The organism is Phycisphaerales bacterium (genome assembly GCA_040217175.1).
Taxonomy (GTDB): Bacteria; Planctomycetota; Phycisphaerae; order Phycisphaerales; family UBA1924; genus JAHCJI01.
The window spans coordinates 608937-629964 of the sequence record JAVJNT010000002.1 but is presented as its reverse complement, the minus strand read 5'-3'; the positions used below and the strand labels follow the sequence as shown (position 1 = coordinate 629964).

Sequence of the window (21028 nt, the reverse complement as noted above, 5' to 3'; positions counted from 1 at the left end):
GCTCTCTCTGCCCTTCGGCGTCATCGCACCAGCGGCCGTTGCCAACACCGTCTTCTTCGCGATCTCGTGGTTCGCACTGCTCACGGGACTCGAACTCGTTCGATCGCTCCGCCGCCACATGGCCGGCCGGTGCGTGCGATGCGGCTACGACCTGCGCCGCGTCGCCGGCAAGACCTGCCCCGAGTGCGGGCGAACGAGGAAATAGACCGATCGTGCCTACCGGCGATAGCCCATCGGCTGGTGCGCCAGGTGGTACGCCTCACGCGCCACGGTCATCACGATGAGGCCGACCAGGCCGAGCCCCGCCAGGATCATCGTCGCCAGCCAGTAACCTTCGGTCACGACCCAGGCCACGCCATAGAGCACGAGCCAGATGGCCCCGTAGCGGCGGAGCTTCTCCGCGGCGCGCGGGCCGGGCCCGGTCTTGCGCACCTTGTGGGACATGTAGATGATGAAGGTGATCGCCAGCGCGGCGATGAGCAGCGCACTCATCCGGCTGGGCCACGTAGGCCAGGTCTCCAGCCCGCTCGTGTTGTACGAGCCGATGAGCAGGATGACCGATGCCCAGAAAAGCCAGCCCAGCGTGATGGCCGCAACCGCGCGTCGGCTGATGGCCGGGCTCCGCCGCCCGATGACCCAGGCCGCCCACTCGACCGCCAGCGCGTGCGTCATAACGACGACGACGGGCCACACGAAGTGGAGCTGGATGTTCGGGATCACCATGTGCCCGGCGAAGATCAGGCCCAGCAAGAGCGGCCCCGCGCCGGGCACGAACTTGCCCACCACGTTGAACGCCAGCGCCGCCGCGGCCACCAGCACCGTGAGGCGGACGGCCCCGGTGCCGAAGAACGACGCGCCGAGCACCGCCGCGAAGACCGAGCCGGCCACGATGATGGTGGCAAGGTCGAGCCCGATCCGGCCGGTGGGGATGGGGCGGTCGGCCCCGAGCGCCCGGTCTCGCCGGCGGTCGACGATGTCGTTCAGGCCCAGCGTGAAGGCGTAGAGCCCGATGGCCGCGACGGCTCCGCCCAGCAGCAGCAGGGCCAGCGGGGCCGTTCGCATGGGGGCGGTCACGGGCAGGGCGGTGAGCTCGTCGGGCGTCGCCCGCGTCCAGAGGATGACCAGCCAGACGTTGCCCACCGCCGCGAACGCGGTGGCGAAGCGGGTGAGCTGGAGCACGTCGGTGAGTTTGACCAGGCGTTGCCGCACGGGGCGATGGTACTGCCCCGCAGGCCCGGCCGCCCGGACGGCCGGCCGCGTCCGTGCCCCTACGATGCTTCGATGCACAACGCCGAGCAACCTCCCCCGGTGGCCATCGTGGTCAGTCGGTATAACCACTCCATCACCGGGCCCATGCTGCGCGGGGCGGTCGAAGCATTGGCCCAGCGGTGGCCGGGAGCCACGCCGGCCGTGCTGCGGGCCCCCGGGGCGTTCGAGCTGGTCGCCCTGAGCTCGGCCGCGCTGCGGACCGGGGCGTTCGAGGCGGTGGTGGCCCTGGGCTGCGTCATCAAGGGGCAGACCAGCCACGACCGGCACATCAACGACGCCGTCGCCCAGGGCCTGGCGCACCTCGCCGCCGAGTCGGGCGTGCCGGTGTGCTTCGGCGTCATCACGGCCGACACCGACGAGCAGGCCCGCGACCGGGCCGGCGGACCCAAGGGCAACAAGGGCGCCGAGGCCATGGGTGCGGCGCTCGAGTCGATCGACGAGCTCCGCCGCATGCGGACCGCCGCCGTGCGCAACCAGCCCGAGATGCTGTCGCCCCAGGCCATGCCTCCGCTGGCAGGCGGCACCGACAAGGCGGCCGCCGCCGGCATGAACGGCAAGGGGTCGGCATGACGTCGACCCAGCGCGTGCGGATCGCGGCCTTCCAGCTCTTGTACGGTCTCGATGCCGTCGGCGCCCCCGACGATGCCGACGAACCGGTGCTCGCGTCACTGCGGGATTCGGTGGCCGAAGAAAGCGAGGACCTCGAGCCGCGGGAGCTACGCCAGGCCGAGAAGCTGGCGTTGACCGCCTTTGCCGCGCGGCGTGAGGCCGACGAATTGTTCGAGGAGCTCAGCCCTGGCTGGCCCGCGTCGCGGCAGCCGGCCGTCGACCGCGCGATCCTCCGCCTGGCCTACCACGAGATGGCCACGCAAAAGACCCCGCCCAAGGTCGCCATCGACGAGGCGGTCGAGATGGCCCGGCAGTTCAGTACGGAGAAGAGCCCGGGCTTCGTCAACGCGTTGCTCGATGCCGCGATGCGGAGGCTCGCCGGCCAGCCGACCGACACGGTGGAGCCCAACGCGTGCTGAAGTCGCTTGGCCGCAAGATCAAGGACTCGCTCAAGCGCACGCGGTCGGTCCTCATCGACCCGCTCCGCGACCTCGTGGCGGGGCGAAAGCTCGACGAAGCGCTCATCAAGGAGATCGAAGCCGTGCTGCTGCGCGCCGACGTGGGCGTACAGGCGACGCGGCGGTTGATCGAGGGCCTGCGGGCCGACGTCAAGGCCGGCAAGCTCGAGAAGGGCGAGGATGCCATCGGCTACCTCAAGCGGTCGGTCTCGGCAATGTGGCCGCCCGAAGATCTCGGGCTTGCGTATGCCGACGAGGGCCCGACGGTGCTGCTCGTCACCGGCGTCAACGGCGTCGGCAAGACGACCACGATCGCCAAGCTCTGCCACGCCCTGCGCGAGGACGGCAAGACCGTGCTGCTGGGCGCGTGCGACACGTTTCGCGCAGGGGCCGTGCGCCAGCTCGAGGTATGGGCCGAGCGCATCGGCGTGGATGTCGTGCGCGGGCAGCAGGGCGGAGATCCGGCGGCCGTGGCATTCGACGCCTGTGCCGCCGGCGCGTCGCGCGGCGTCGACGTGGTCATCCTCGACACCGCCGGCCGGCTGCAGACGCAGGAAGCGCTCATGCGTCAGCTCGAGAAGATCGCCAAGGTCGCCGGCAAGCGCATCGATGGAGCGCCGCACGAGAGCCTGCTGGTCCTCGACGCCACCAGCGGGCAGAACGCCGTGGCCCAGGCCGAGCACTTCGCCAAGGCGGTGCCGTTATCGGGGCTGGTCATTACCAAGCTCGACGGAACGGCCAAGGGCGGCGTGGTCATCGCCGTACGCGAGGCCTGCGGCGTGCCCGTGAAGTTCATCGGCGTGGGCGAGACCGCCGAGGACCTTCAGCCCTTCGACCCCGAGGCGTTCGTCGAGGGCCTCTTCGGGCCGGCCGCCGAATCGGCCTGAAGTCGCGCTCCAAACCGCCCGATAGCCAGGATGGTGTCCCGATCGTGACGGTTGGAACGCCTGCCACGGCGCGAACGGATCGCGCCGCGTCGGTTTCGCGTGGGCGATCGTCTCCGCGGAAGCGACCTGTTGAACGTGGGCGTGCGTCGTGGGGGCGCGTGTCCGCGGGATCGAGCGCCAAGGGAGGGTGCGACATGCAGCCGATCGGAATTGGCTCGTCGCCGGTCAACACCGGCCTTCGGATCCTGGGCCTGAATCAGGCCGAGCGGAATAGCGCCCTGGAGCGTCTTTCGACGGGGCTGCGGATCAATCGTGCGTCGGATGACCCGGCCGGCCTGATGTCGAGCGAGGCGATCGGCGCGGCGCTCAAGTCGCTCGAAGCCGAGTCTCGCTCGCTCGACCGCAGCCAGTCCGTCATCAATTCCGCCGAGGGTGCTATCGCCGAGATCTCGGGCTTGCTGATCGAAGCCGAGGGGCTCGCCGTCACCGCCGCGAATACGGCAGGACTCTCCGAGACCGAGCGCGAGGCGCTGCAGGTCGAGCTCGACTCGATCCTGCAGACCGTCGATCGCCTCGCGGGCGGGGCCGAGTTCAACGGGCAGAAGCTGCTGGACGGCACGTTCCGCATTCCCCTGGGCGATGGAGCCTTCGAGTCCGTCGCGGCCCTGGACCCCTCGAAGCTCGGCGAGGTGTACGACATCGAGCCCGAGGTGACCGAGACCGGCGAGGTGATCGTCGATCCCGACGCGGTCAAGGTGAACATGACCGACCTTGCATCCGGCGGCGCGGGCTCCCTCCTGGAGAACCCCGGGCTCGCCCAGCGGATCCTCGGTGCGGCCCGCGAGCAGGTGAACACGCAACTCGGGGCCCTCGGGGCGCTCAGCAAGAACGCCATCGCGCCGCGGCTGGCCTCGATCGGCGTGCAGATCGAGTCGCTCTCGTCGGCCCGGTCGCTCATCCGCGACGCCGACTTCGCCGAGGAGTCCGCCCGGCTGATCCGGGCGAACATCCGCACCGAGGCGACGCTGGGGGCGATCAGTGCGGGCTTGCTCAACCAGGAGCGGGTCCTGGACTTATTGGGCTAGTGCCGCTGCGAACACCGGGCTGAATGTCGTCTCGGGCCTGAGTACCCTTCGGGGTGAACCTCTCCCCGCCGTCTGCGAGACGTGGCGCGATCGACTTCGTCGAGCTGCTGCGTGAAGCCAGCGAGGCATCCTCGCTGGCCGAGCATGGCTTTCGCCTGCTCCGGCGGATGCGTGAGATGTTCGGGGCGGAGCTCTTCGTGGGCTTCGACCTCGACCCCGAGCGCCCGGGCTGGTACACGCTCAACAACGTCATCGAGCTTCCCGAGGGCGAGCTGGATGCGCGCATCCTGACGCCCGAGGGCGCCTGGCAGCCCGGCACGACGGCGAGCGCCAGCGGCGGCCTGCTCGCCCAGCTCGCCTCGCACGAGCGGCCCGCGATGATCGAGGTCGACCCAGGGCCGGCCGATGCAGTGCTGTTCGACGGCCGTGAGCTGCCGAGGTGTGCGCTCGTGCTGCCGATCTTCCGCGGCGGCGTGGCGACCGAGTGGGTCGTGTTCTTCCGATCGACGCCGTGGGACCTCGGCGCCCCCGACCTGCTGTTGCTCACGCAGATGGTCAACCTGATGTCGATGGCCGGCGAGCGCGAGAACCTGTTCAAGAAGGTCTCGGGCCTGAACGACCGCCTCAGCCATTCGCTCGAATCAATCCTCGACGCCCAGCGGTCGATTATCCCGCCGGCCCCGCCGCAGGTCGATGGCCTGCGATTTGCCGTGTGGTACGAGCCGAGCGAAGAAGTTGGGGGCGACTACTACGACTTCCGCGACTTTGGCGACGGGCAGTTCGGCGCGGTCGTGGCCGACGTCTCGGGCCACGGCCCGCCGGCATCGGTGGCGATGGGCATGCTGCGCAGCGTGTTGCTGGCCTACCGCGCCTTCGGCAGGCCCGCGAGCACCGTCGTGACGGACGTGAACCGCGTGCTGTACGAGAGCCTCCAGGGCGAGCGATTCGTAACGGCGATCTTCGTGGGCTTCTACCCCAAGACCGGCCAGTTCGTGTACGCGAACGCCGGCCACCACGTGCCACGGGTGCGCCGCCGCGACGGCTCCATCGAAGCAATTACCGGTGATGCGAGCCCGCCGCTGGGCATCCTCGAGTATCTCGACACCGTCGGCGCCGCGGGCATGCTGCATCCCGGCGAGTGCATGGTGCTCTATACCGACGGCATCATCGAGGCGTTCGACGAACACGGCGAGCAGTTCGGCGTCGAACGCCTGGACGAGGCCATCAAGCACGCCGAGCCCGACCCCGACGCCATCGCCGAGGCCATCCGGGTGGCGGTGGGGGCCTTCAGCGAGGAACGCGTGGTCGACGATCGGTGCGTCCTGGTCGTCGCGCGCGAGCGCTAGCCGAGGAGTCCGAGTTCCTTGATCGCCCTGATCACCCGCTCGTGCACGCTGGGGGGCGCGCACACGACGCCGCGATTGCGCTCCAGGCCCTTGCCGTGCGTGAAGGCCAGCGGCAGGCCCGAGGCATCGCTGACGACGCAGCCGGCTTCCGTCGCCACCAGAGCTCCGGCGGCGTGGTCCCAGATGCGTTCGACGTAGCCCTTCCTGGTCGGCAGGCGCAGATACGCGTCGGCCTGGCCGCGCGCCACGACGGCGTACTTGCACTGGCTGTCGAGCCTGGCCGGCTCGCGCTCCGGGCCGACGAGGGCCATGACGCGGGCCGTGTCGTCGGTGCTGCTGTGGGCCTTCTCGACCGACATGCACGCGCTGACGGGCTCATCGGGCGCCAGATCCTGCCGCAGGATGCGCGTCGCGTCGGCGGTCGGGTCGGCAAGCGGGGCCTCGAGCGTGCCCTCGCCCGCGACGCTCAGGTAGATCGACCCGTGCGCGTCGACCTTGTCCAGGGGCGCGTCGTGCGAGATCGGCAGGTTGGGGCAAGCCATCGCGCCCACCGTGGGCACGCCGTGGTCGAGCCACGCGAGCGCTACCGCGTACTGCTGGCCGCGCAGGAAGCCCTTGGTGCCGTCGATGGGGTCGAGCGTCCAGTAGGTGTGGTCCGCCGTTGGCTCGGCGTCGCCCGCGTCGATGGCGGCGAGGAACTCCTCCTCGGTCGCCTCGGGCCACGCTTCGTGGGCGGCCTCGAGCGCGGCCTTCAGGTGCGCCGCGTGCTCGGCCTGGCGGAGGTACTCGCTGCCCTCTTCGCCCACCAGCACGATCGACGTCCCCAGATGCTGTTGCAGCACCTTCGCGACGACCGCCTGGCTGGCAAAGTCGGCGATGGTCACCGGGCTCTTGTCGTCCTTGGTGATGGCTCGCAGGTCGTCGAGCCTGGCCTGCACGGCCCGGCACACGATGGCCGCCTGCGCCACGGCATCGCGGGCGGCGCGCGCATAGAGAGCGTTGTCGGTTGTTGTCGCTGATGGATCGCTGGTCATCGTGCAGCGTAGGTCCCGCTCGTCCCTACGATCGCTCCGATGTCCGTTTCCACGCCGCAAGCCCTTTCCGACTCGCTGCCCATCATCCGCGCGCTCGACGCCCTGGTCGTCAACCAGATCGCCGCGGGCGAGGTCGTCGAGCGGCCGGCCTCGGTCGTCAAGGAACTCGTCGAAAACGCACTGGACGCGGGGGCCACCAAGGTACGCATCGAGCTGGAAGCCGGCGGCATCGAGCTGGTCCGCGTGGCCGACGACGGCTGCGGCATGCTGCCCGACCAGCTCCCCATGGCGGTCGCGCCGCACGCGACGAGCAAGATTACCTCTCCCGACGATCTCGACGCCGTGGCGACCATGGGCTTCCGCGGCGAGGCGCTGGCGAGCATCGCGAGCGTCAGCCGGCTGCGCATCCGCTCGCGCACGCGCGGTGCGAGCGAGGCCAGCGAGCTGCGTGTCGAGGGCAAGGACGTGCAGGGCCCCAGCCCCGCCAGCGGCGCACCGGGCACGGTCATCGAGGTGCGCAACCTGTTCTTCAATACGCCCGCGCGCCGCAAGTTCCTACGCACGGCCCAGACCGAGAAGCAGCGCTGCGTCGAGGCCGTCAAGGGCCTCGCGCTCGCCCGGCCCGCTATTGGCTTCACGCTTGTGTGCGATGGCCACACGACGCTCGACCTGCCCGCCGACCAGAGCGCCCCCGACCGCGTGCGCGCGATCCTGGGTGAGGACCTCGCCGGCGCGATGATCGAGGCGAAGGGCGTCGCGGCCGAGACCTACAACGTCAACCTCTGGGGCCTCGTCGGCCGCCCGCACGCGGCGCGCGGCAACGCCAAGGGCCAGTGGATCGTGCTCAACGGAAGGGTGGTGCGCGACGGCACGATCGCCCATGGATTGCGGGAGGCCTACCGCGGGCTGATCGAGCCGGGCAGGCACCCGGTGGCCGTGCTGCTGATCGACGTCGATCCGTCGATGGTCGACGTGAACGTGCACCCGGCCAAGGCCGAGGTCCGCTTCCGCGATTCGTCGGCCATCCACGCCGCCGTGCACGGCTCGGTGCGCGAGGCGCTGGCGGGCGAGGACCTGACGGCGTCGTTCACGGAAGTGAGCCCGGGCGCGGCTCGCCCGTGGCAGCCGTTCGTGCCCGCCGACGGGGCGATCTTTGCCGGCACGCGTGCGAGCGATCTCACCCACGAGGCCCGCGAACTCGCCGATCGGCTGACCGACGCCGAGGTGCACGCGGTGCTCAGCCGCGTCGAGCCGCAGCCCCAGCCGGAAGCACAGGTCGAACCAAAGGACCCCGGTGCGGCTTCCTCCACCGACCGAGCGCCCATCGACCGCGCCCCCGACGGTCCGTGGATGCGCCGGGCCTTGCAGCTCCGCGACAGCTACCTCGTCGCCCACGACGACGACGGCGTGGTCATCATCGACCAGCACGCCCTGCACGAGCGCGTCATGTTCGAGGCCCTGCGCAGCCGGGTCACCAGCCACGGCAACCTCGAGAGCCAGCGCCTGCTCACGCCCGCGATGGTCGGCGTCGCCGATGCCCCCGAGAAACTCGACGCGCTCGCGCCGATCCTGCAAACCCTGGGCATCGATGCCACCGCCGCCGGCCCCACGCGCGTCGCCGTGCACGCCTTCCCCAGCCTGCTGTTTAGCCGCGGCGTCGACCCGGCCGAGTTCATGGCCGACCTGCTCGAACGCGACGATCTTCCGAAGGACCAGGAGGATGCGCTCAGAGAAGTCCTGGACATGATGGCCTGCAAGGCCGCCGTCAAGGCCGGCGACGCGCTGAGCGACCAGGAGCTGAGCGCCCTGCTCGAACTCCGCGAGAAGGTCGAACGCAGCGCGAGCTGCCCGCATGGCCGGCCGACGTCGGTGCGGTTGACGATGCGGGACCTCGAACGCATGTTCGGGCGGAGGTAGAGCGGGGAAGGCACGAAGGCACCAAGGCACGGAGGCACGAAGGGAGAGGCTCGAAGCGGCTGCCCGCGTGCTACGCCGCGGACCTTGGCTCTTCCTTGGTGCGATCGATGATGCCGTCGAAGTTCAGGTAGGCGTGCTCGCCGAAGAGCTCGCGCGCGGCGTTGTCGTAGGCGTCGGCGGCGTCGATCTCGTCGTCGAATCGGCCCAGGTGGTGATGCTTCCCGTCCTTGTTGATCTGGGCGAGCCACTTGCCGCGATCCTCGTCCCAGCAGACGCCCTTGTACTTCGACGTCGGCTCGTAGCCGGCCCGCATCTTGATCTTCTTGTTGCCGTAGCTCTGCTGGGCGCTGTCCAGCACGACGAGGTTCTCGCGCCGACAATCCAGGAAGTCGCCGTTGGCGTGGCGGATGCGCCACCGATGCCCGCGGACGCCGGCGATGATCTGCTTGAGTGGGGTCTGCCGGCCTCGCGTGGTCGACAGGATGACCACGCCCCTGGTCTCGTACTGGTCGCTCCGCTCCGAATAGTTCCAGTGCTTGCCCTCGACCAGGTGCAGGTCGTCGGCATCGATGAGCGCCTCCATGCGCTTCTTCCAGCTTCGGATCGGCACTCGGACCACGCCCGGGCGATCCGGGTCGGCGTACGGCTTGTGCAGCTTCTCCAGTTCTTCGGCGAACGCCTCGAGTTCCGCGAGCGTGTACATCTTGCAGCGGCCACGATTGCTTGGGGTGCTGCCCCACGCGCCGATCGGCGTGCGGCCCTGGTGCTCCCAGTGATGGAACGTGCCCCATGGCACGCCGATGAACCGCGCGGCCTGCTTGCTCGTGTGGGTGTGCTCATCGGTCGCTTTGGCAAAGCAGCGGACGCCGTGCTTCTTGAGCCTCTCGCGGCCCTCTTCGACCTGCGCTGGCGTGTACATCTTGCGCAGCGCGGGGCCCTTCGTGGCTCGGGCCCAGGCGCCCATGGGCATCAGGCCGCGCTTCTCCCAGCCCTGGAGCGCGGTCGCCTCGACGCCCAGCAAGCGGGCGGCCTCGCGCTGGGTCAGCGTGTGGGCCTCGGTCGCGTTGGGGGCGCGACCGAACCCGATCTCGTCGAGCGCCGCGCGGGCCTGGCGCACCTCTTCCATCGAGTGCATCCGCCGCAGGCCGCCGTGGCCCGAGCCTTCCGGGTTCGTACGCCAGCGGCCGGTGGGGATCACGCCGCGGCGGCACCAGTAGGTCCACGTGCCCTCGGAGATGCCAACGAGCTCGGCGGCCTGCTGGCGTGTGAGGACGTGCTCGGGCGTGGCCGCGGGCTCGAGGATGCCCATCTCGGTCGCCTTCGCACGAACATCTTCGACCTGCTCGGGCGTCCACAGCTTCCGGCCGCCGTCCAGGCCCAGATTCGGCGAGAGCGGCGGCAGCTTGCCGGGGGGCACGATGCCGTCCTTCTCCCAGCGCGACCACTTGGCCGCGGTGATGCCCAGTTGCCTGGCGGCCTCGTGGCGGGTCACGGTGTGCTCGGCCGTGCCGCGCCCCTGCGCGCCCGGGTGCTCGCCGCGGTCGACGGCGGCCTTGACCTCGTCGATCTGCTCGGGCGTGTACAGGTACATCATCTGGCCGCTGGCGTCGCGCGGGGCCTGGTGGGCCTCGGGCAGCCAGCCCCGCTCGTCCCACAGGCGGAAGAGCTGATAGGAGATGTTGATCTTCTCGGCCGCCTCGGACGCGGTCAGCGCGGGCTCGCCGTCGATGGTCGGACGCCGCTCGGCTTCCAGCTGCGCCATGGCCCGCTTGAGCGCCTCGACGTCCTCGGGCGTGTACAGCTTGCGCAGCCCGCCCTTGCCGGTGCCCTTGGGGTTGGGCGTCCAGCGTCCCTCGGGCAGCTGCCCGCGCTGGCTCAGCTCGTGCCACGCGTGGACGCCCACGCCGGCGAGGCGCGCCGCCTCTTCCTTGGTGATCGTGTGCCGCGGCGTGGCGATCTGGCTGGCGCCCGGGTGCTCGCCGCGCTCGATCGCGGCGACCAACTCGTCGATTTGCGCCGTGGTGTACACCTGCTCCTTGCCGATGAAGCCCGGCCACGTGTGCGGCGTGCCCATGGGCGCCCATCCCTTCTTCTGCCACGCGTACCACTGGGCGCGGCTGAGGCCGATGCGCGCGGCGGCGTCCTTGAGCGTGATGGCCGGCTGGCCGTCGATCTCCGGGCCCTGGTTCATGAACGCGTCCAGTGCCGCGCGCGCATCTTCGACCTCGGCGGGCGTGAACATCTTGCGGCGGTTGCCTCGCCCGTTGCCCTCGGCGGGCGTGGCCCAGCGGCCGGGGGGGAAGCGTCCGCTCTTGATCATCTCGTACATCCGCGACTTGGAGATGCCCAGCATCTCGACGACCTGGTCGTACGTGATCGTGTGCTCGGGCGTCGCCAGCCCGCTGCGCTCCACCGCCGCGCGGGCCGCGTCGACCTCGTCTTGCGTGAAGACCAGCACCCGGCGGTCGTGCTCGCGGCCCTTGCCGATCCTGCCCCTTGGCAGCAGCCCGCGCTTCTGCCAGCTCGTCCACGCGTCGCGCGTGAGGCCGACCAGGGCGCACGCTTCCTTGATCGTGTAGGTGGCCCCGGTGTCCGTCGCCGGCTCGCTGGTCGTGCTGGCGGCGGGGGTGTCGCTCGTGGGGGTCGTGTCGGTGGCGATGCGATCGGCTTGGTTCTCGGTCATGCCGTGGGTATCGGTCCTTCGGTCGGCCGACTTTGGTCGGTCGCGGCCGGGGACGTGCCCGGCAGTTTTTGCGCGTGGCTCAACCGGCCAACACCCGCCCGCGCAGCCCGAGCCGCGCAGCGAGGCCGCCCAGCCCGAGGACGTGCGCACCCGCGTGCGGACCGATGGCACCATCGAGGTCGCCTTCACCGTCACCAGCGGCGGCGGCGCGACCTACGACGTGCAGCGCCAAGCCGTCTTGCTCACCGGCGAGGTCGGCCCGTGGACGTCGCTGGCGACCATCGGCAAGAAGGAGTTCATCGACCCGGCCGTCCCGGTCGGCCTGCGGCAGGTGCTCTACCGCGTCCGCACCACGCTGAGCAACGGCGTAGCCAGCGAGTGGAGCGAGCCGTCGGTGACCAACTTCGGCAACGACGGCAGCGCCGGCGGCCCGCTCGCCGCCGCCACGCCCGAGAGCGACGCGGCCTGAGACGATCACGTTACTTGAACGCCGCCCGCGCCGGGCTCGTTCCGGGCGCGGGCGTTCTCGTGCGCCGCGTCGCGTGAATTCGCACTCATTGCACCAGCGATGTTTCCGCGCATTGCGGGCGGCAGTGAATTCGGGCTCATAGTTCGGGCGCGCCCTTGCCGAGCGATCTCCGCGCTCGGTAGCGTTCTCCATCGCAGAACCATGATGCAGTCCATGATGGAGACGCCGCCATGAAGATCGACAGCCTCGAAAAACTCTACGTCCACGAGCTCAAGGACCTGCACAGCGCCGAGACGCAGATCCTCGAAGCGCTGCCCAAGATGATCGAGAACGCGACCGACGACGAGCTCAAGAAGGCGCTCGCGAGCCATCGCAAGGAGACCGAGGCGCACCTGTCCCGCGTCGACAATCTCATCGTCAACCTCGACTACGAGCCCGGCGGGCACAAGTGCAAGGGCATCGAGGGGCTCATCAAGGAGGGCGAGGACACGCTCGCCGAGACCGAGGACGAGGACGTGCGCAACGCCGCGATCATCGCGAACTGCCAGCGCGTCGAGCACTACGAGATGGCCGCCTACGGCGTGGCCCGCGCCTTCGCCAGCAAGCTGGGCCGCCACGACGACGCCGAGGTGCTCACCAAGACGCTCGAGGAAGAGGGCGCGGCCGATCGCACCCTCACCAACATCGCCGAGCAACGCATCAACTTCGCGGCCCGCACGAGCTAATACCCACGGCTTCGCGAAGGTATCGATCGAATCGACAAGGAGGCCAAACATGGCTCGCCGAACGAACCGATCAGTGGAGAGACGCTCCAAGGCAAGCGTGTCGACGATCAGCCCATATCGCCACGTGGTCGTGCCCGGGCTGGGGCGCGGCTCGCGACCGGCGACGTGGCAATTCGTCGGCTGCGCCATCGCCGTAGCCGTCTCCGTCGCTGGCCTGGCATGGGTCTTCAGCGGTGGGGCCGAGGTACTTGCCTGGCCGGCGCTAATCCCGACCCGCTAGCGCGCTTCTGACGCGGCCGGCGGTACAACCACGCCGAAGAACCGTCCGGCGTTTGCATCGATTGCTCGCTCGAACTCTCTGACCGTTTCGCCGCGAGCTTCGGCAATCAGCTTTGCTGTGAGCGAGACCATCCACGGCCGGCACGGCCGCTGCCCGCGCACGGGCTGGGGGCTCAGGTAGGGCGCGTCGGTCTCGACCATGATGCGGTCGGCCGGCGTCAGCACGGCGGCTTCCATCACGTGCTTGGCGTTGTGGTACGTCGCCACGCCGGTGAAGCTGATCATGGCGCCGAAGTCGAGGACCTGCCGGGCTTCGGCCGGGCCTGCCGTGAAGCAGTGGAAGACGAAGCGTTCGCCGGCGATGCCGCTGTCTTGCAGGATCGGGATGACATCGTCGAACGCCTCTCGGCAGTGCAGCACGACGGGCTTGCCCGCGCCCGGCTTCGGCTTGCCTCGCTTGGGCTCGTCGATCTCGCGGATCAGCGCGAGCTGCTGCATCAGCACGGGCTCCTGGAGCGAGCGCGGCGGCTCGGCGTAGTGGTTGTCGAGCCCCATCTCGCCCCACGCCACGCAGCGCTCGTGCGCGATGGCGGTCCGGACCGGCGTCAGGTCGAACGGCCCCTGATCCGCGTAGAGCGGGTGCACGCCCGCGCTGCTCCAGACGTTCGGGTAGCTCGTGGCCAGGTTCAGGCACTCGAGCGCGTTCATGGGCGTCGTGCTGATCGTGATGCAGCCCGAGACGCCGTGGCGGGCGGCCTCGGCCAGTTCCTCGGCCACGCGGCCCTCGAACTGCGGGAACGTCAGGTGGCAGTGCGTGTCGATCACGGGCAACCGTACACCCCGCCAGCCGATCGCGAGGCTCTCTACGATGCTGGATGCTCCGGCTGCCGGCCATGGTGGGCCTCTTCTTCGGCCTCGTTCTCGCACTCGCCACGGGTGCGCTCGCGGAGACGCGGTGGTACGTCGTCAAGCTCCAGGGTCAGCCGGCCGGGTGGATGGCCATCGAGCGAAACGAAGCCGGCGACCTGATCACGACAAAGACAACGATGCGCGTCGCCGTCGGGCGGCAGGGCTCGGTCGTGGTGACGGCCTTCGAGAGCGAGGTCGTCGAGTTCGACCACGGCAACCTCAGCAGCATGCGCCGCCGCATCGAGGGCGACCGCGATGACGTGACGACCTGGCACTTCAACGGCCGCACCGCGCGGGTCGAGCATGATGGGCACGAGTCGATCGAGCCGGCGCCCGATGGCCTGTACGTGGGCCCGGATGCCGAGCGGCGGTACCTCGCCGAGCGCATCGCCGCGGGCGACGCGACGATCAGCACGCAGGTGGCCGACCCGCTGAGCGGGCTCGACCCGGTACCGACGCGGCGGACGCGGACCGGCGAAGAAGCGATCGACGTGCTCGGCCAGGCCATCGCGACCGTCCGCTTCGAGACCCGTCGCGGCGACGAAGACCGGGTCGTGCACGAGTGGCTCGATGCCAAGGGCAACCTCGTGCGGGCCGAGACCGCCATCGGCGCCGTGACCCAGGAGATCGTCCTGAGCGACGAGGCGACGGCCCGGCGGGCCCTCGTGCGGCCGCCCGACCTCATCGACGCGACACGCGTCGTCGCCTCGCGGGCCATCCGCGGCCACGAACGCGTGCGGACGGCGTCGTTCCTGCTCACCGGCAGCACCGATACGCCCGCGCTGGCGACGACCGTGCAGCGGGCCGAGCGGCTCGACGGCGGATCGGTCCGCGTCGCGGTCGATCTCGATGCGCAAAGCGAGGCGGTCGACGCGAGCGACGACGACCATGCCCGGCTGCTGGCGCCGACCGACCTGCTCGAGACCAACGACGCGCGCGTCCGGCGATTGGCCGAGCGGGCGATCGCGTCGCTGCCGGCCTCGGCGACGGACTCGGCGAGAGCCGAGGCCATGCGCGGGTTCGTGCACCGCTACATCAATCGCAAGAACCTGGGCGTCGCGCTGGGCAGCGCCGCAGAGACGGCCGAGAGCCGCGAGGGCGACTGCACCGAGCACGCCGTGCTGCTCGCGGCGATGCTCCGCGTGAACGGCATCCCGTCGCAGCTCGTCGCCGGGCTCATCTACGAGCCGGGCGGGCCGGGCACGCCGCCGGCCTTCGTATACCACGTGTGGACGCAGGCGCTGGTCGAGGGCGAAGCGGGCGAGCACTGGATCGACCTCGACGCAACCCAGCGTCGCCGGCCGCGGCACGCCTGCCAGATCGCCCTCTCGCTCTCGGACGGCTCGGACCCCGACGACCTGTGGGCCGGTCTCGCGCCCACGCTGGGCACGATCTCCGTCGTCGTCGAGGCGACCCGCTGATGGCCGACCCCGCGACGCCACGGCTCCCCGCACGCGCCGAGACCGGCCACAAGGGCGACTTCGGCCGCGTGGCCGTCGTCGGCGGCTGCGCGCTGCCGGGCACGCGCATGATCGGCGCGCCCGCGCTGGCGGCCCTCGCCGCCACGCGCAGCGGGGCCGGGCTCGTGCAGCTGCTTTGCCCCGAGGGCGTGCTCAACGAGGCGCTTTCGATCGCCAGCCAGGCGACGGGCCGGGCCCTGCCGACTGATGGGCACGGCGCGGTGCTCGCGAGCGACGCTGTCGCCGTGCTCGATGAAGCGATCGAGCAGGCCGACGCGGTCGTCATCGGGCCCGGCCTGGGCCGCGGAACCGGACCGGCGGCGCTGTCGCTGCGAGCGATCCAGCAGAAGCTGACGCCCGTGGTCGTCGATGCGGACGCGCTCAACGAGCTGGCCGACACGCCCCAGCTCGCACTCGACTTCCACGCGCCCGCCGTCCTGACGCCGCATCCAGGGGAGTTCGCGCGCCTCGCCAAGAGCATGGGCATCGACGGCGACGCCACCGACGACGCGAAACGACCAGGGGCCGCCGAGTCGCTCGCCCAGCGGCTCGGCTGCGTCGTCGTGCTCAAGGGGGCCCGCACCGTCGTCAGCGACGGCATCCAGACCTGGAGCGACGACACCGCCGACTCCGCGCTCGCAACCGGTGGCACGGGCGACGTGCTCGCGGGCCTCGTCGGCGGGCTCATCGCCCAGCACGCCAGGCCCGTCACCCACGAGCTCGCCCGAGCCAAGCTCGGCGAGCGCATCAAGCACATGGGCGACGACGGCCGGCTGACGCTCTTCGAGATCGCCCGCTGCGCCGTGGTCGCCCACGCCCACGCGGCGCGGCTCTGGCGCGAGAAGCACCTCGCGAACGCAGGCCTCACGCCGATGGAACTGGCCGACGAGATCCCCGAGGCCGTGACGGCGCTTCGCGGCTAGGGCGACTGCTGGGGTTGCTGTTGCTGTGGTGGGGGCGGCGGTGGGTTCGCCTGGGCGTACCGCCACCGGGCGTAGATGATGAAGCCCACCAGGATCAGGCCGATCCCGAAGCCGGTGAAGTAGGTCTTGAGCTTCTCGCGTCGTTCCATTTGGGGTGCTGGTCTCTAGGAGGTCCGCTTCTTCCGCCGCGTGGGCTTGCTGCCGGGAGCGCCGGGCTTGCCGCTGCGGCTGCGGCGCTGGCGCTTGTTCTGCTTGCCCTCGTCGAGTTCGCTCCGCCGGACCTTCGCGGTATCGCCCTGGGCGATGCGCTCCTTGAGCTTGCGGGCCTGGTCGCGCAGGCGGGCGGCCTTCTCGAACTCGAGCGACTGGGCGGCCTCAAGCATCTCGGCCTCGATCTCGCGCAGCAGCTCGGCGATGTCGAAGGCCTCCTCGGCGCTGCCGGCCGCCTCGCGGGCCGTCTTGCGGGCGCGGAGCTGCATCTCGATGCCGCGACGGATCTCCTTCTTGATCGTCGCGGGCGTGATGCCCATCTTCTCGTTGTACGCCGTCTGCTTCTCGCGGCGGCGGTCGGTCTCGTCGAGCGCGTCGCGCATGCCGGGAGTGATCGTGTCGGCGTACATCACGACCCGGCCATTCACGTTGCGGGCCGCCCGGCCCATGAGCTGGATGAGGCTCGTCGGGCTCCGCAGGAAGCCCTCCTTGTCGGCGTCGAGGATGGCCACGAGCGCGACCTCGGGCAGGTCGAGACCCTCGCGCAGCAGGTTCACGCCCACCAGCACGTCGAAGGCGCCCTCGCGCAGTTCGGTGATGATCTCCAGCCGCTCAAGCGTCTCGATGTCGCTGTGCAGGTAGCGCGTCTTCAGGCCGTTCTGGTCGAGGTAGCTTGCAAGGTCCTCGCACAGTCGCTTGGTCAGGGCCGTGACGAGCACGCGGTCGCCGCGCGCAACGGCGGCCTTGCACTCCTCCAGCAAGTCGGGCACCTGGCCGTCGGCGGGCTTCACCTCCACGCCCGGGTCGAGCAGGCCCGTGGGGCGGATCACCTGCTCGGCGATCTCGCCGCCCGTGCGCTCGAGCTCGTATGGCCCGGGCGTCGCACTGACGAACAGCATCTGCGGCACCATCCGCTCGAACTCCTCGAACCGCATGGGCCGGTTGTCGAGGGCGCTGGTCAGGCGGAAGCCGTGCTCGACCAGCGTCTCCTTGCGCATGCGGTCGCCGTTGAACATGGCCCGCACCTGCGGCAGCGTCACGTGGCTCTCGTCGATGATGACCAGCCAGTCGTCGATGTTGGGCCGGCCCGCCCGCCGGCCGTCGTCGCGCTGCACGAGCTGGTCGTCGGTCTCGGGCCTCGGCCGCATGCTGGCGTCGCCCAGCCCGGGCCTGGGGGCATAATCGAAGTAATCCAGCAGGGTAAAGGGTCGCTCGCCGGGCATGCGGCCGTCGAAGAAGCGGCTGTAGTTCTCCACGCCCGGGCAGCTCCCGGTCTCGCGGAGCAGGTCGAGGTCGTATTTCGTGCGGGCCAGCAGCCGCTGTGCCTCGAGCAGCCGGCCGTCGCTGCGCAGCTCGAGCACGCGGGCGTCCAGCTCTCGCGTGATGTCGTCGCAGATCGTCTCGAGCTGCTCCTCGGGCAGCACGTAGTGCACGGCCGGGAAAAGGTGAAAAGTGTCCTCTTCGGCTAGAACTTCTCCCGACGTCGGGTTGATCAGCTCGAGTCGGTCGAGCTCGTCGCCGAAGAGATCGAGCCTGACGGCGAACTTCTCGGAGGCCGGCCAGACCTCGATGACGTCGCCCCGGGCGCGGAAGCGGCCACGGCTGAACTCGTAGTCGCTCCGCTTGTACTGCATCGCCGTCAGGCTGGCGAACATCTGCCGCCGGTCGACACGCACGCCCTTGCTGAAGGTCAGTACTTTTTCGCCGTACGCCTCGGGCGAACCCAGACCGAAGATGCACGACACGCTGGCGACGACGACCGTGTCGCGCCGGCTGAGGATGTTGCTCGTCGCGGCCAGGCGGAGCTGGTCGAGGTCCTCGTTGCGGCTGGCGTCCTTCTCGATGTAGATGTCCCGCTGGGGGATATACGCCTCGGGCTGGTAGTAGTCGTAGTAGCTGACGAAGTAGTTCACGCTGTTGTGCGGCAGGAACTCCTTGAGCTCCTCGTAGAGCTGGGCCGCCAGCGTCTTGTTGTGGCTGATGATCAGCGTGGGCTTGCCCAGCCGCTGCACCACGTTGGCCATCGTGAAGGTCTTGCCCGTGCCCGTGGCACCCAGCAGCACGGCCGAGTCGGCTCCCGCGGAGAGGCGCGTGGTCAGCGCCTCGATCGCCGCGGGCTGGTCGCCCATGGGCTTGAAGCTGCTGACGATCTCGAAGGGGCGTGGGGGCACAACGGATGATAGGGGAGGGGTTTTACGCGTCCGCGTCGAAGCACGCCCACGCCTCGGCCTCGCTGATCGCCTGGTCAGGCGCGATGCCTTCGGCGAGGGCCATGTCGCTGCGACCCCGGTTCGTCGCCGCGAGGATCGAGTCCTCCGGGTCGGGCCGCACGATGGGCGTGTCGCTGCCGAAGAGCAGGTCGCGCCCGGGCGTGAGGCCGCTATCGATCAGCTCACGCAGCGGTAGCACGCGGTCGAGCCGATCGGGGCACGCCCGCCGCAGGGCCTCGATGTCGTACAGCAAGTGGCACGGCTGCACGCTGGCGATGACGCCCAGCTCGGCAAACCGCGGTACGTCGGCTTCATCGATGAGCTCGGCGTGCTCGATCCGCACCGAGCCCCGAGGCGCCCGAACCCGCTCGGCGGCATCGAGTACGGCCCGCACCGCGGCATCGCCGATGGCATGAGCGGCCAGTTGCAGGCCCTCGCCCACGCACAGCCGCATTGCGTCCTCGATCTGCCTGTCGCTCATGAGCTGCATGCCGGCCGGGTGCTCGGTCCGTCCGTCGGCGAAGGGGTGCAGCATCCACGCCGTGCGGCTGTTGAGCGTGCCGTCGACGAAGATCTTGCCGCCGCCGAGGCGAACCCGGTCGGTCTCCCAGTCTCGGCGGCGCTTGAGAACCTCAGGTAGATCCTGCACGAGCGGGTAGAGCGTGAATTCGATCGATCCGGTGCTGGTCGCGGCCAGCGCCTCGCCCAGTCCCGGCTGGGCCTTCAGGTCGTGCACGTGCGTGAATCCGTGCTCGGCAAGGTCCTCGATGGCGCGAGCCAGCGCATCTTCATCGATCCCCGTCGGCTCGAGCTTGCCCCATGCCATGCCCACCGCCGCTTCATACAGCACGCCCGTGAGCGATCCGTCGGGCCGGCGACCGATCTGGCCGCCCTTGGGGTCGGGCGTGTCGATGCCCACGCCAGTCGACTCCAGGGCGCGCGAGTTCAGCATGATGGCGTGGTAGTCGAAGCACCAGGCCGCGACGCTTGCCTCCGGGCTGGCGTGATCGAGCCGCTCGAGCGTCGGCCAGCCTGGCTCGAGCCAGGCCTCGGGCCGGGTGCCGTGAGCCAGCACCACGCGTCGCTCGACCGCCGCGTCGGCGATGGCGTCGAGCATCTCTTCCGCCGACGTACACCCGTTGAGCTGCACCATGTCCATCGCCCGGCCGTGCGCCAGCACGTGCGCGTGGGCCTCCCGCATGCGTGCCGGCCGCTTACCCACGGAGCACCTCCTCGATGGCCCGCCGAGCCGGTCCTTCGTCCGTCAAAGGCTCCTCGAACGCCAGCCGCAGCACTTCAAAGGCTGCTCTCACGTGCACGCCCCATTCGTCCACGCCCACCGCGACCGGCGCCTCGGGCCGCACGCCCGTCAGCCGGGCGCACGCATCGATCAACGCCGGCTTGTCGGCATTCGCGAGCTTGCAGAGCGATGGCACGCTCGATCGCAGCGGATTGGCATGGAGCACGCCCTCGGCAACGTGCGTGCGTCCGTCGGCGTCGGCGTATCGCGTGAAGGAGATTCCAAGCGACACCAATCGACACCTCGGCGGCGTCGACCCGTGGTACGCCATCCAGCGGTCGGCCTCGATCTCGGCGGGCTCGGGCAGTTCCTCCCGGTCGCCTGGTCCTTCGAGTGGCTCGATCGAAAGCTCGATTGCCGGATCGAGCTCCCGTGGAGCGGCGAACGACCATTGGCCGGCTTCGTCGAGATCGTGGTGCATCGGGAGCGTCACCGAGCCGCCCGCTTCGGAGATGACGAGCCGGCATGGCTCGGCGCCGGCGTCGCACACCAGGACGCCCGCGAGGTTGGCGAGCAGCAATGCCCGCGCGTGCTGTTGCTCGGTCCGGGCGTCGTGTGGCATGGGCGATTGTTACCGCAGATGGGCGGGCGCGCACGAAAACGGCGATCCGGAACGGGCCGGATCGCCGAGAGAAAGCCTGGCATGGACGGCGTCTTAACGACGAACGGTGCGGCGACGAGCCTTCTTGCGGGTCGCCTTCTTACGAGTGGCCTTCTTCCGGGTGGCCTTCTTGGCGGCCTTCTTCCGGGTCGCCTTCTTGCGAGTGGCCTTCTTCCGGGTGGTCTTCTTGGCGGCCTTCTTCCGGGTGGTCTTCTTGGCGGCCTTCTTGCGGGTCGCCTTCTTGCGAGTGGCCTTCTTCCGGGTGGTCTTCTTGGCGGCCTTCTTGCGGGTCGCCTTCTTGCGAGTGGCCTTCTTCCGGGTGGTCTTCTTGGCGGCCTTCTTCCGGGCGCCGGTCTTGCGGGCGGCGGTCTTGCGAGCGCCGGCCTTGCGGGTTGCCTTCTTGCGGGTGGTCTTGCGTTTGGCCGTCTTCTTGGCCGCCTTCTTGCGGGTGGCCTGCTTCCTTGCGGCTTTCTTCGCCATGAGCAATCTCCTGCTCTGTTGCCCGACTTCGCCTGGTTACCACGCGCGCCGATGTGCGAGTCGGGCAATCCGCGGACAAAGGGCGCGCGCAGCGTGTATCGGGTCTGTTCCCCACGCGGCTTGAGTAGTCTACTAGAACTTTCCGTTTCGTCCACAAATTTTTCAAGCCCCACG

The 21028-nt window shown here is 69.9% G+C and carries 20 protein-coding genes; 11 read left to right on the top strand and 9 right to left on the bottom strand.

The genetic code is table 11. The features are described 5' to 3' along the window. Positions 1-216 precede the first annotated feature (216 nt). The gene (locus tag RIA68_09830) at positions 217-1209 is read right to left on the bottom strand and encodes a hypothetical protein (GenBank protein ID MEQ8317743.1); all 993 of its coding nucleotides are present in this window, start codon (positions 1207-1209) and stop codon (positions 217-219) included. 72 nt (positions 1210-1281) lie between these two features. On the opposite strand from RIA68_09830, the gene ribH reads away from it, so the two are divergent. The 5 genes from ribH to RIA68_09805 all read left to right on the top strand — a co-directional run bounded on the left by ribH (position 1282) and on the right by RIA68_09805 (position 5654). Further along, positions 1282-1839 (top strand): 6,7-dimethyl-8-ribityllumazine synthase, encoded by a 558-nt coding sequence (gene ribH, locus RIA68_09825; GenBank protein MEQ8317742.1) that lies wholly within the window; start codon positions 1282-1284, stop codon positions 1837-1839. After that, a complete protein-coding gene (gene nusB, locus RIA68_09820) occupies positions 1836-2297 on the top strand; it encodes a transcription antitermination factor NusB (GenBank protein MEQ8317741.1) in 462 nt (153 codons plus the stop codon). The genes ribH and nusB overlap by 4 nt, the downstream gene beginning before the upstream one ends. After that, positions 2291-3223, top strand: coding sequence for a signal recognition particle-docking protein FtsY (gene ftsY / locus RIA68_09815; GenBank protein MEQ8317740.1), 933 nt, complete (start codon positions 2291-2293; stop codon positions 3221-3223). The genes nusB and ftsY overlap by 7 nt, the downstream gene beginning before the upstream one ends. 194 nt (positions 3224-3417) lie before the next feature. Next, entirely contained in the window at positions 3418-4308 is an 891-nt protein-coding gene (locus RIA68_09810; protein MEQ8317739.1) for a flagellin, read from the top strand. Positions 4309-4361: 53 nt separating this feature from the next. Beyond that, positions 4362-5654 (top strand): PP2C family protein-serine/threonine phosphatase, encoded by a 1293-nt coding sequence (locus tag RIA68_09805; GenBank protein ID MEQ8317738.1) that lies wholly within the window; start codon positions 4362-4364, stop codon positions 5652-5654. On the opposite strand, the gene RIA68_09800 is transcribed toward RIA68_09805, so the two are convergent. Then, complete coding sequence (locus RIA68_09800; protein MEQ8317737.1) at positions 5651-6688, bottom strand: 3'(2'),5'-bisphosphate nucleotidase; 1038 nt, start codon at positions 6686-6688, stop codon at positions 5651-5653. The two genes, RIA68_09805 and RIA68_09800, sit on opposite strands and share 4 nt — an antisense overlap. 39 nt (positions 6689-6727) lie before the next feature. Between RIA68_09800 and mutL the strand changes: the two genes are divergently transcribed. Beyond that, positions 6728-8605 (top strand): DNA mismatch repair endonuclease MutL, encoded by a 1878-nt coding sequence (gene mutL, locus RIA68_09795; GenBank protein ID MEQ8317736.1) that lies wholly within the window; start codon positions 6728-6730, stop codon positions 8603-8605. Positions 8606-8675: 70 nt separating this feature from the next. Here mutL and RIA68_09790 read toward each other — a convergent pair whose 3' ends face one another. Continuing rightward, positions 8676-11288 carry a helix-turn-helix domain-containing protein gene (locus tag RIA68_09790; protein MEQ8317735.1) on the bottom strand — a complete coding sequence of 871 codons (2613 nt, stop codon included), beginning with the start codon at positions 11286-11288 and terminating at the stop codon, positions 8676-8678. Between RIA68_09790 and RIA68_09785 the strand changes: the two genes are divergently transcribed. The 3 genes from RIA68_09785 to RIA68_09775 all read left to right on the top strand — a co-directional run bounded on the left by RIA68_09785 (position 11287) and on the right by RIA68_09775 (position 12762). Beyond that, on the top strand, positions 11287-11757 hold the full coding sequence (locus RIA68_09785) for a hypothetical protein (protein MEQ8317734.1): 471 nt from the start codon (positions 11287-11289) through the stop codon (positions 11755-11757). The two genes, RIA68_09790 and RIA68_09785, sit on opposite strands and share 2 nt — an antisense overlap. A gap of 230 nt (positions 11758-11987) precedes the next feature. After that, positions 11988-12482 (top strand): ferritin-like domain-containing protein, encoded by a 495-nt coding sequence (locus tag RIA68_09780; protein ID MEQ8317733.1) that lies wholly within the window; start codon positions 11988-11990, stop codon positions 12480-12482. 49 nt (positions 12483-12531) lie between these two features. Beyond that, positions 12532-12762 (top strand): hypothetical protein, encoded by a 231-nt coding sequence (locus tag RIA68_09775; GenBank protein MEQ8317732.1) that lies wholly within the window; start codon positions 12532-12534, stop codon positions 12760-12762. Here RIA68_09775 and RIA68_09770 read toward each other — a convergent pair. Then, positions 12759-13586: a TatD family hydrolase gene (locus RIA68_09770; GenBank protein ID MEQ8317731.1), complete on the bottom strand. Its 828-nt coding sequence runs from the start codon at positions 13584-13586 to the stop codon at positions 12759-12761. The two genes, RIA68_09775 and RIA68_09770, sit on opposite strands and share 4 nt — an antisense overlap. Before the next feature lie 50 nt (positions 13587-13636). Between RIA68_09770 and RIA68_09765 the strand changes: the two genes are divergently transcribed. Beyond that, the gene (locus RIA68_09765; GenBank protein MEQ8317730.1) at positions 13637-15091 is read left to right on the top strand and encodes a transglutaminase family protein; all 1455 of its coding nucleotides are present in this window, start codon (positions 13637-13639) and stop codon (positions 15089-15091) included. After that, positions 15091-16053: an NAD(P)H-hydrate dehydratase gene (locus RIA68_09760; protein ID MEQ8317729.1), complete on the top strand. Its 963-nt coding sequence runs from the start codon at positions 15091-15093 to the stop codon at positions 16051-16053. The genes RIA68_09765 and RIA68_09760 overlap by 1 nt, the downstream gene beginning before the upstream one ends. Here the strand turns inward: RIA68_09760 and RIA68_09755 are convergent. From RIA68_09755 to RIA68_09735, 5 genes are all read right to left on the bottom strand, one after another. After that, positions 16050-16202 carry a hypothetical protein gene (locus RIA68_09755; GenBank protein MEQ8317728.1) on the bottom strand — a complete coding sequence of 51 codons (153 nt, stop codon included), beginning with the start codon at positions 16200-16202 and terminating at the stop codon, positions 16050-16052. The two genes, RIA68_09760 and RIA68_09755, sit on opposite strands and share 4 nt — an antisense overlap. Before the next feature lie 15 nt (positions 16203-16217). Next, positions 16218-18434 (bottom strand): excinuclease ABC subunit UvrB, encoded by a 2217-nt coding sequence (locus RIA68_09750; GenBank protein MEQ8317727.1) that lies wholly within the window; start codon positions 18432-18434, stop codon positions 16218-16220. Between the two features lie 22 nt (positions 18435-18456). Then, a complete protein-coding gene (locus RIA68_09745; protein MEQ8317726.1) occupies positions 18457-19695 on the bottom strand; it encodes an amidohydrolase family protein in 1239 nt (412 codons plus the stop codon). Continuing rightward, positions 19688-20335 carry a hypothetical protein gene (locus RIA68_09740; GenBank protein ID MEQ8317725.1) on the bottom strand — a complete coding sequence of 216 codons (648 nt, stop codon included), beginning with the start codon at positions 20333-20335 and terminating at the stop codon, positions 19688-19690. Before RIA68_09740 ends, RIA68_09745 begins: the two co-directional genes overlap by 8 nt. 93 nt (positions 20336-20428) lie before the next feature. Next, on the bottom strand, positions 20429-20854 hold the full coding sequence (locus RIA68_09735; GenBank protein ID MEQ8317724.1) for a hypothetical protein: 426 nt from the start codon (positions 20852-20854) through the stop codon (positions 20429-20431). Positions 20855-21028 lie beyond the last annotated feature (174 nt).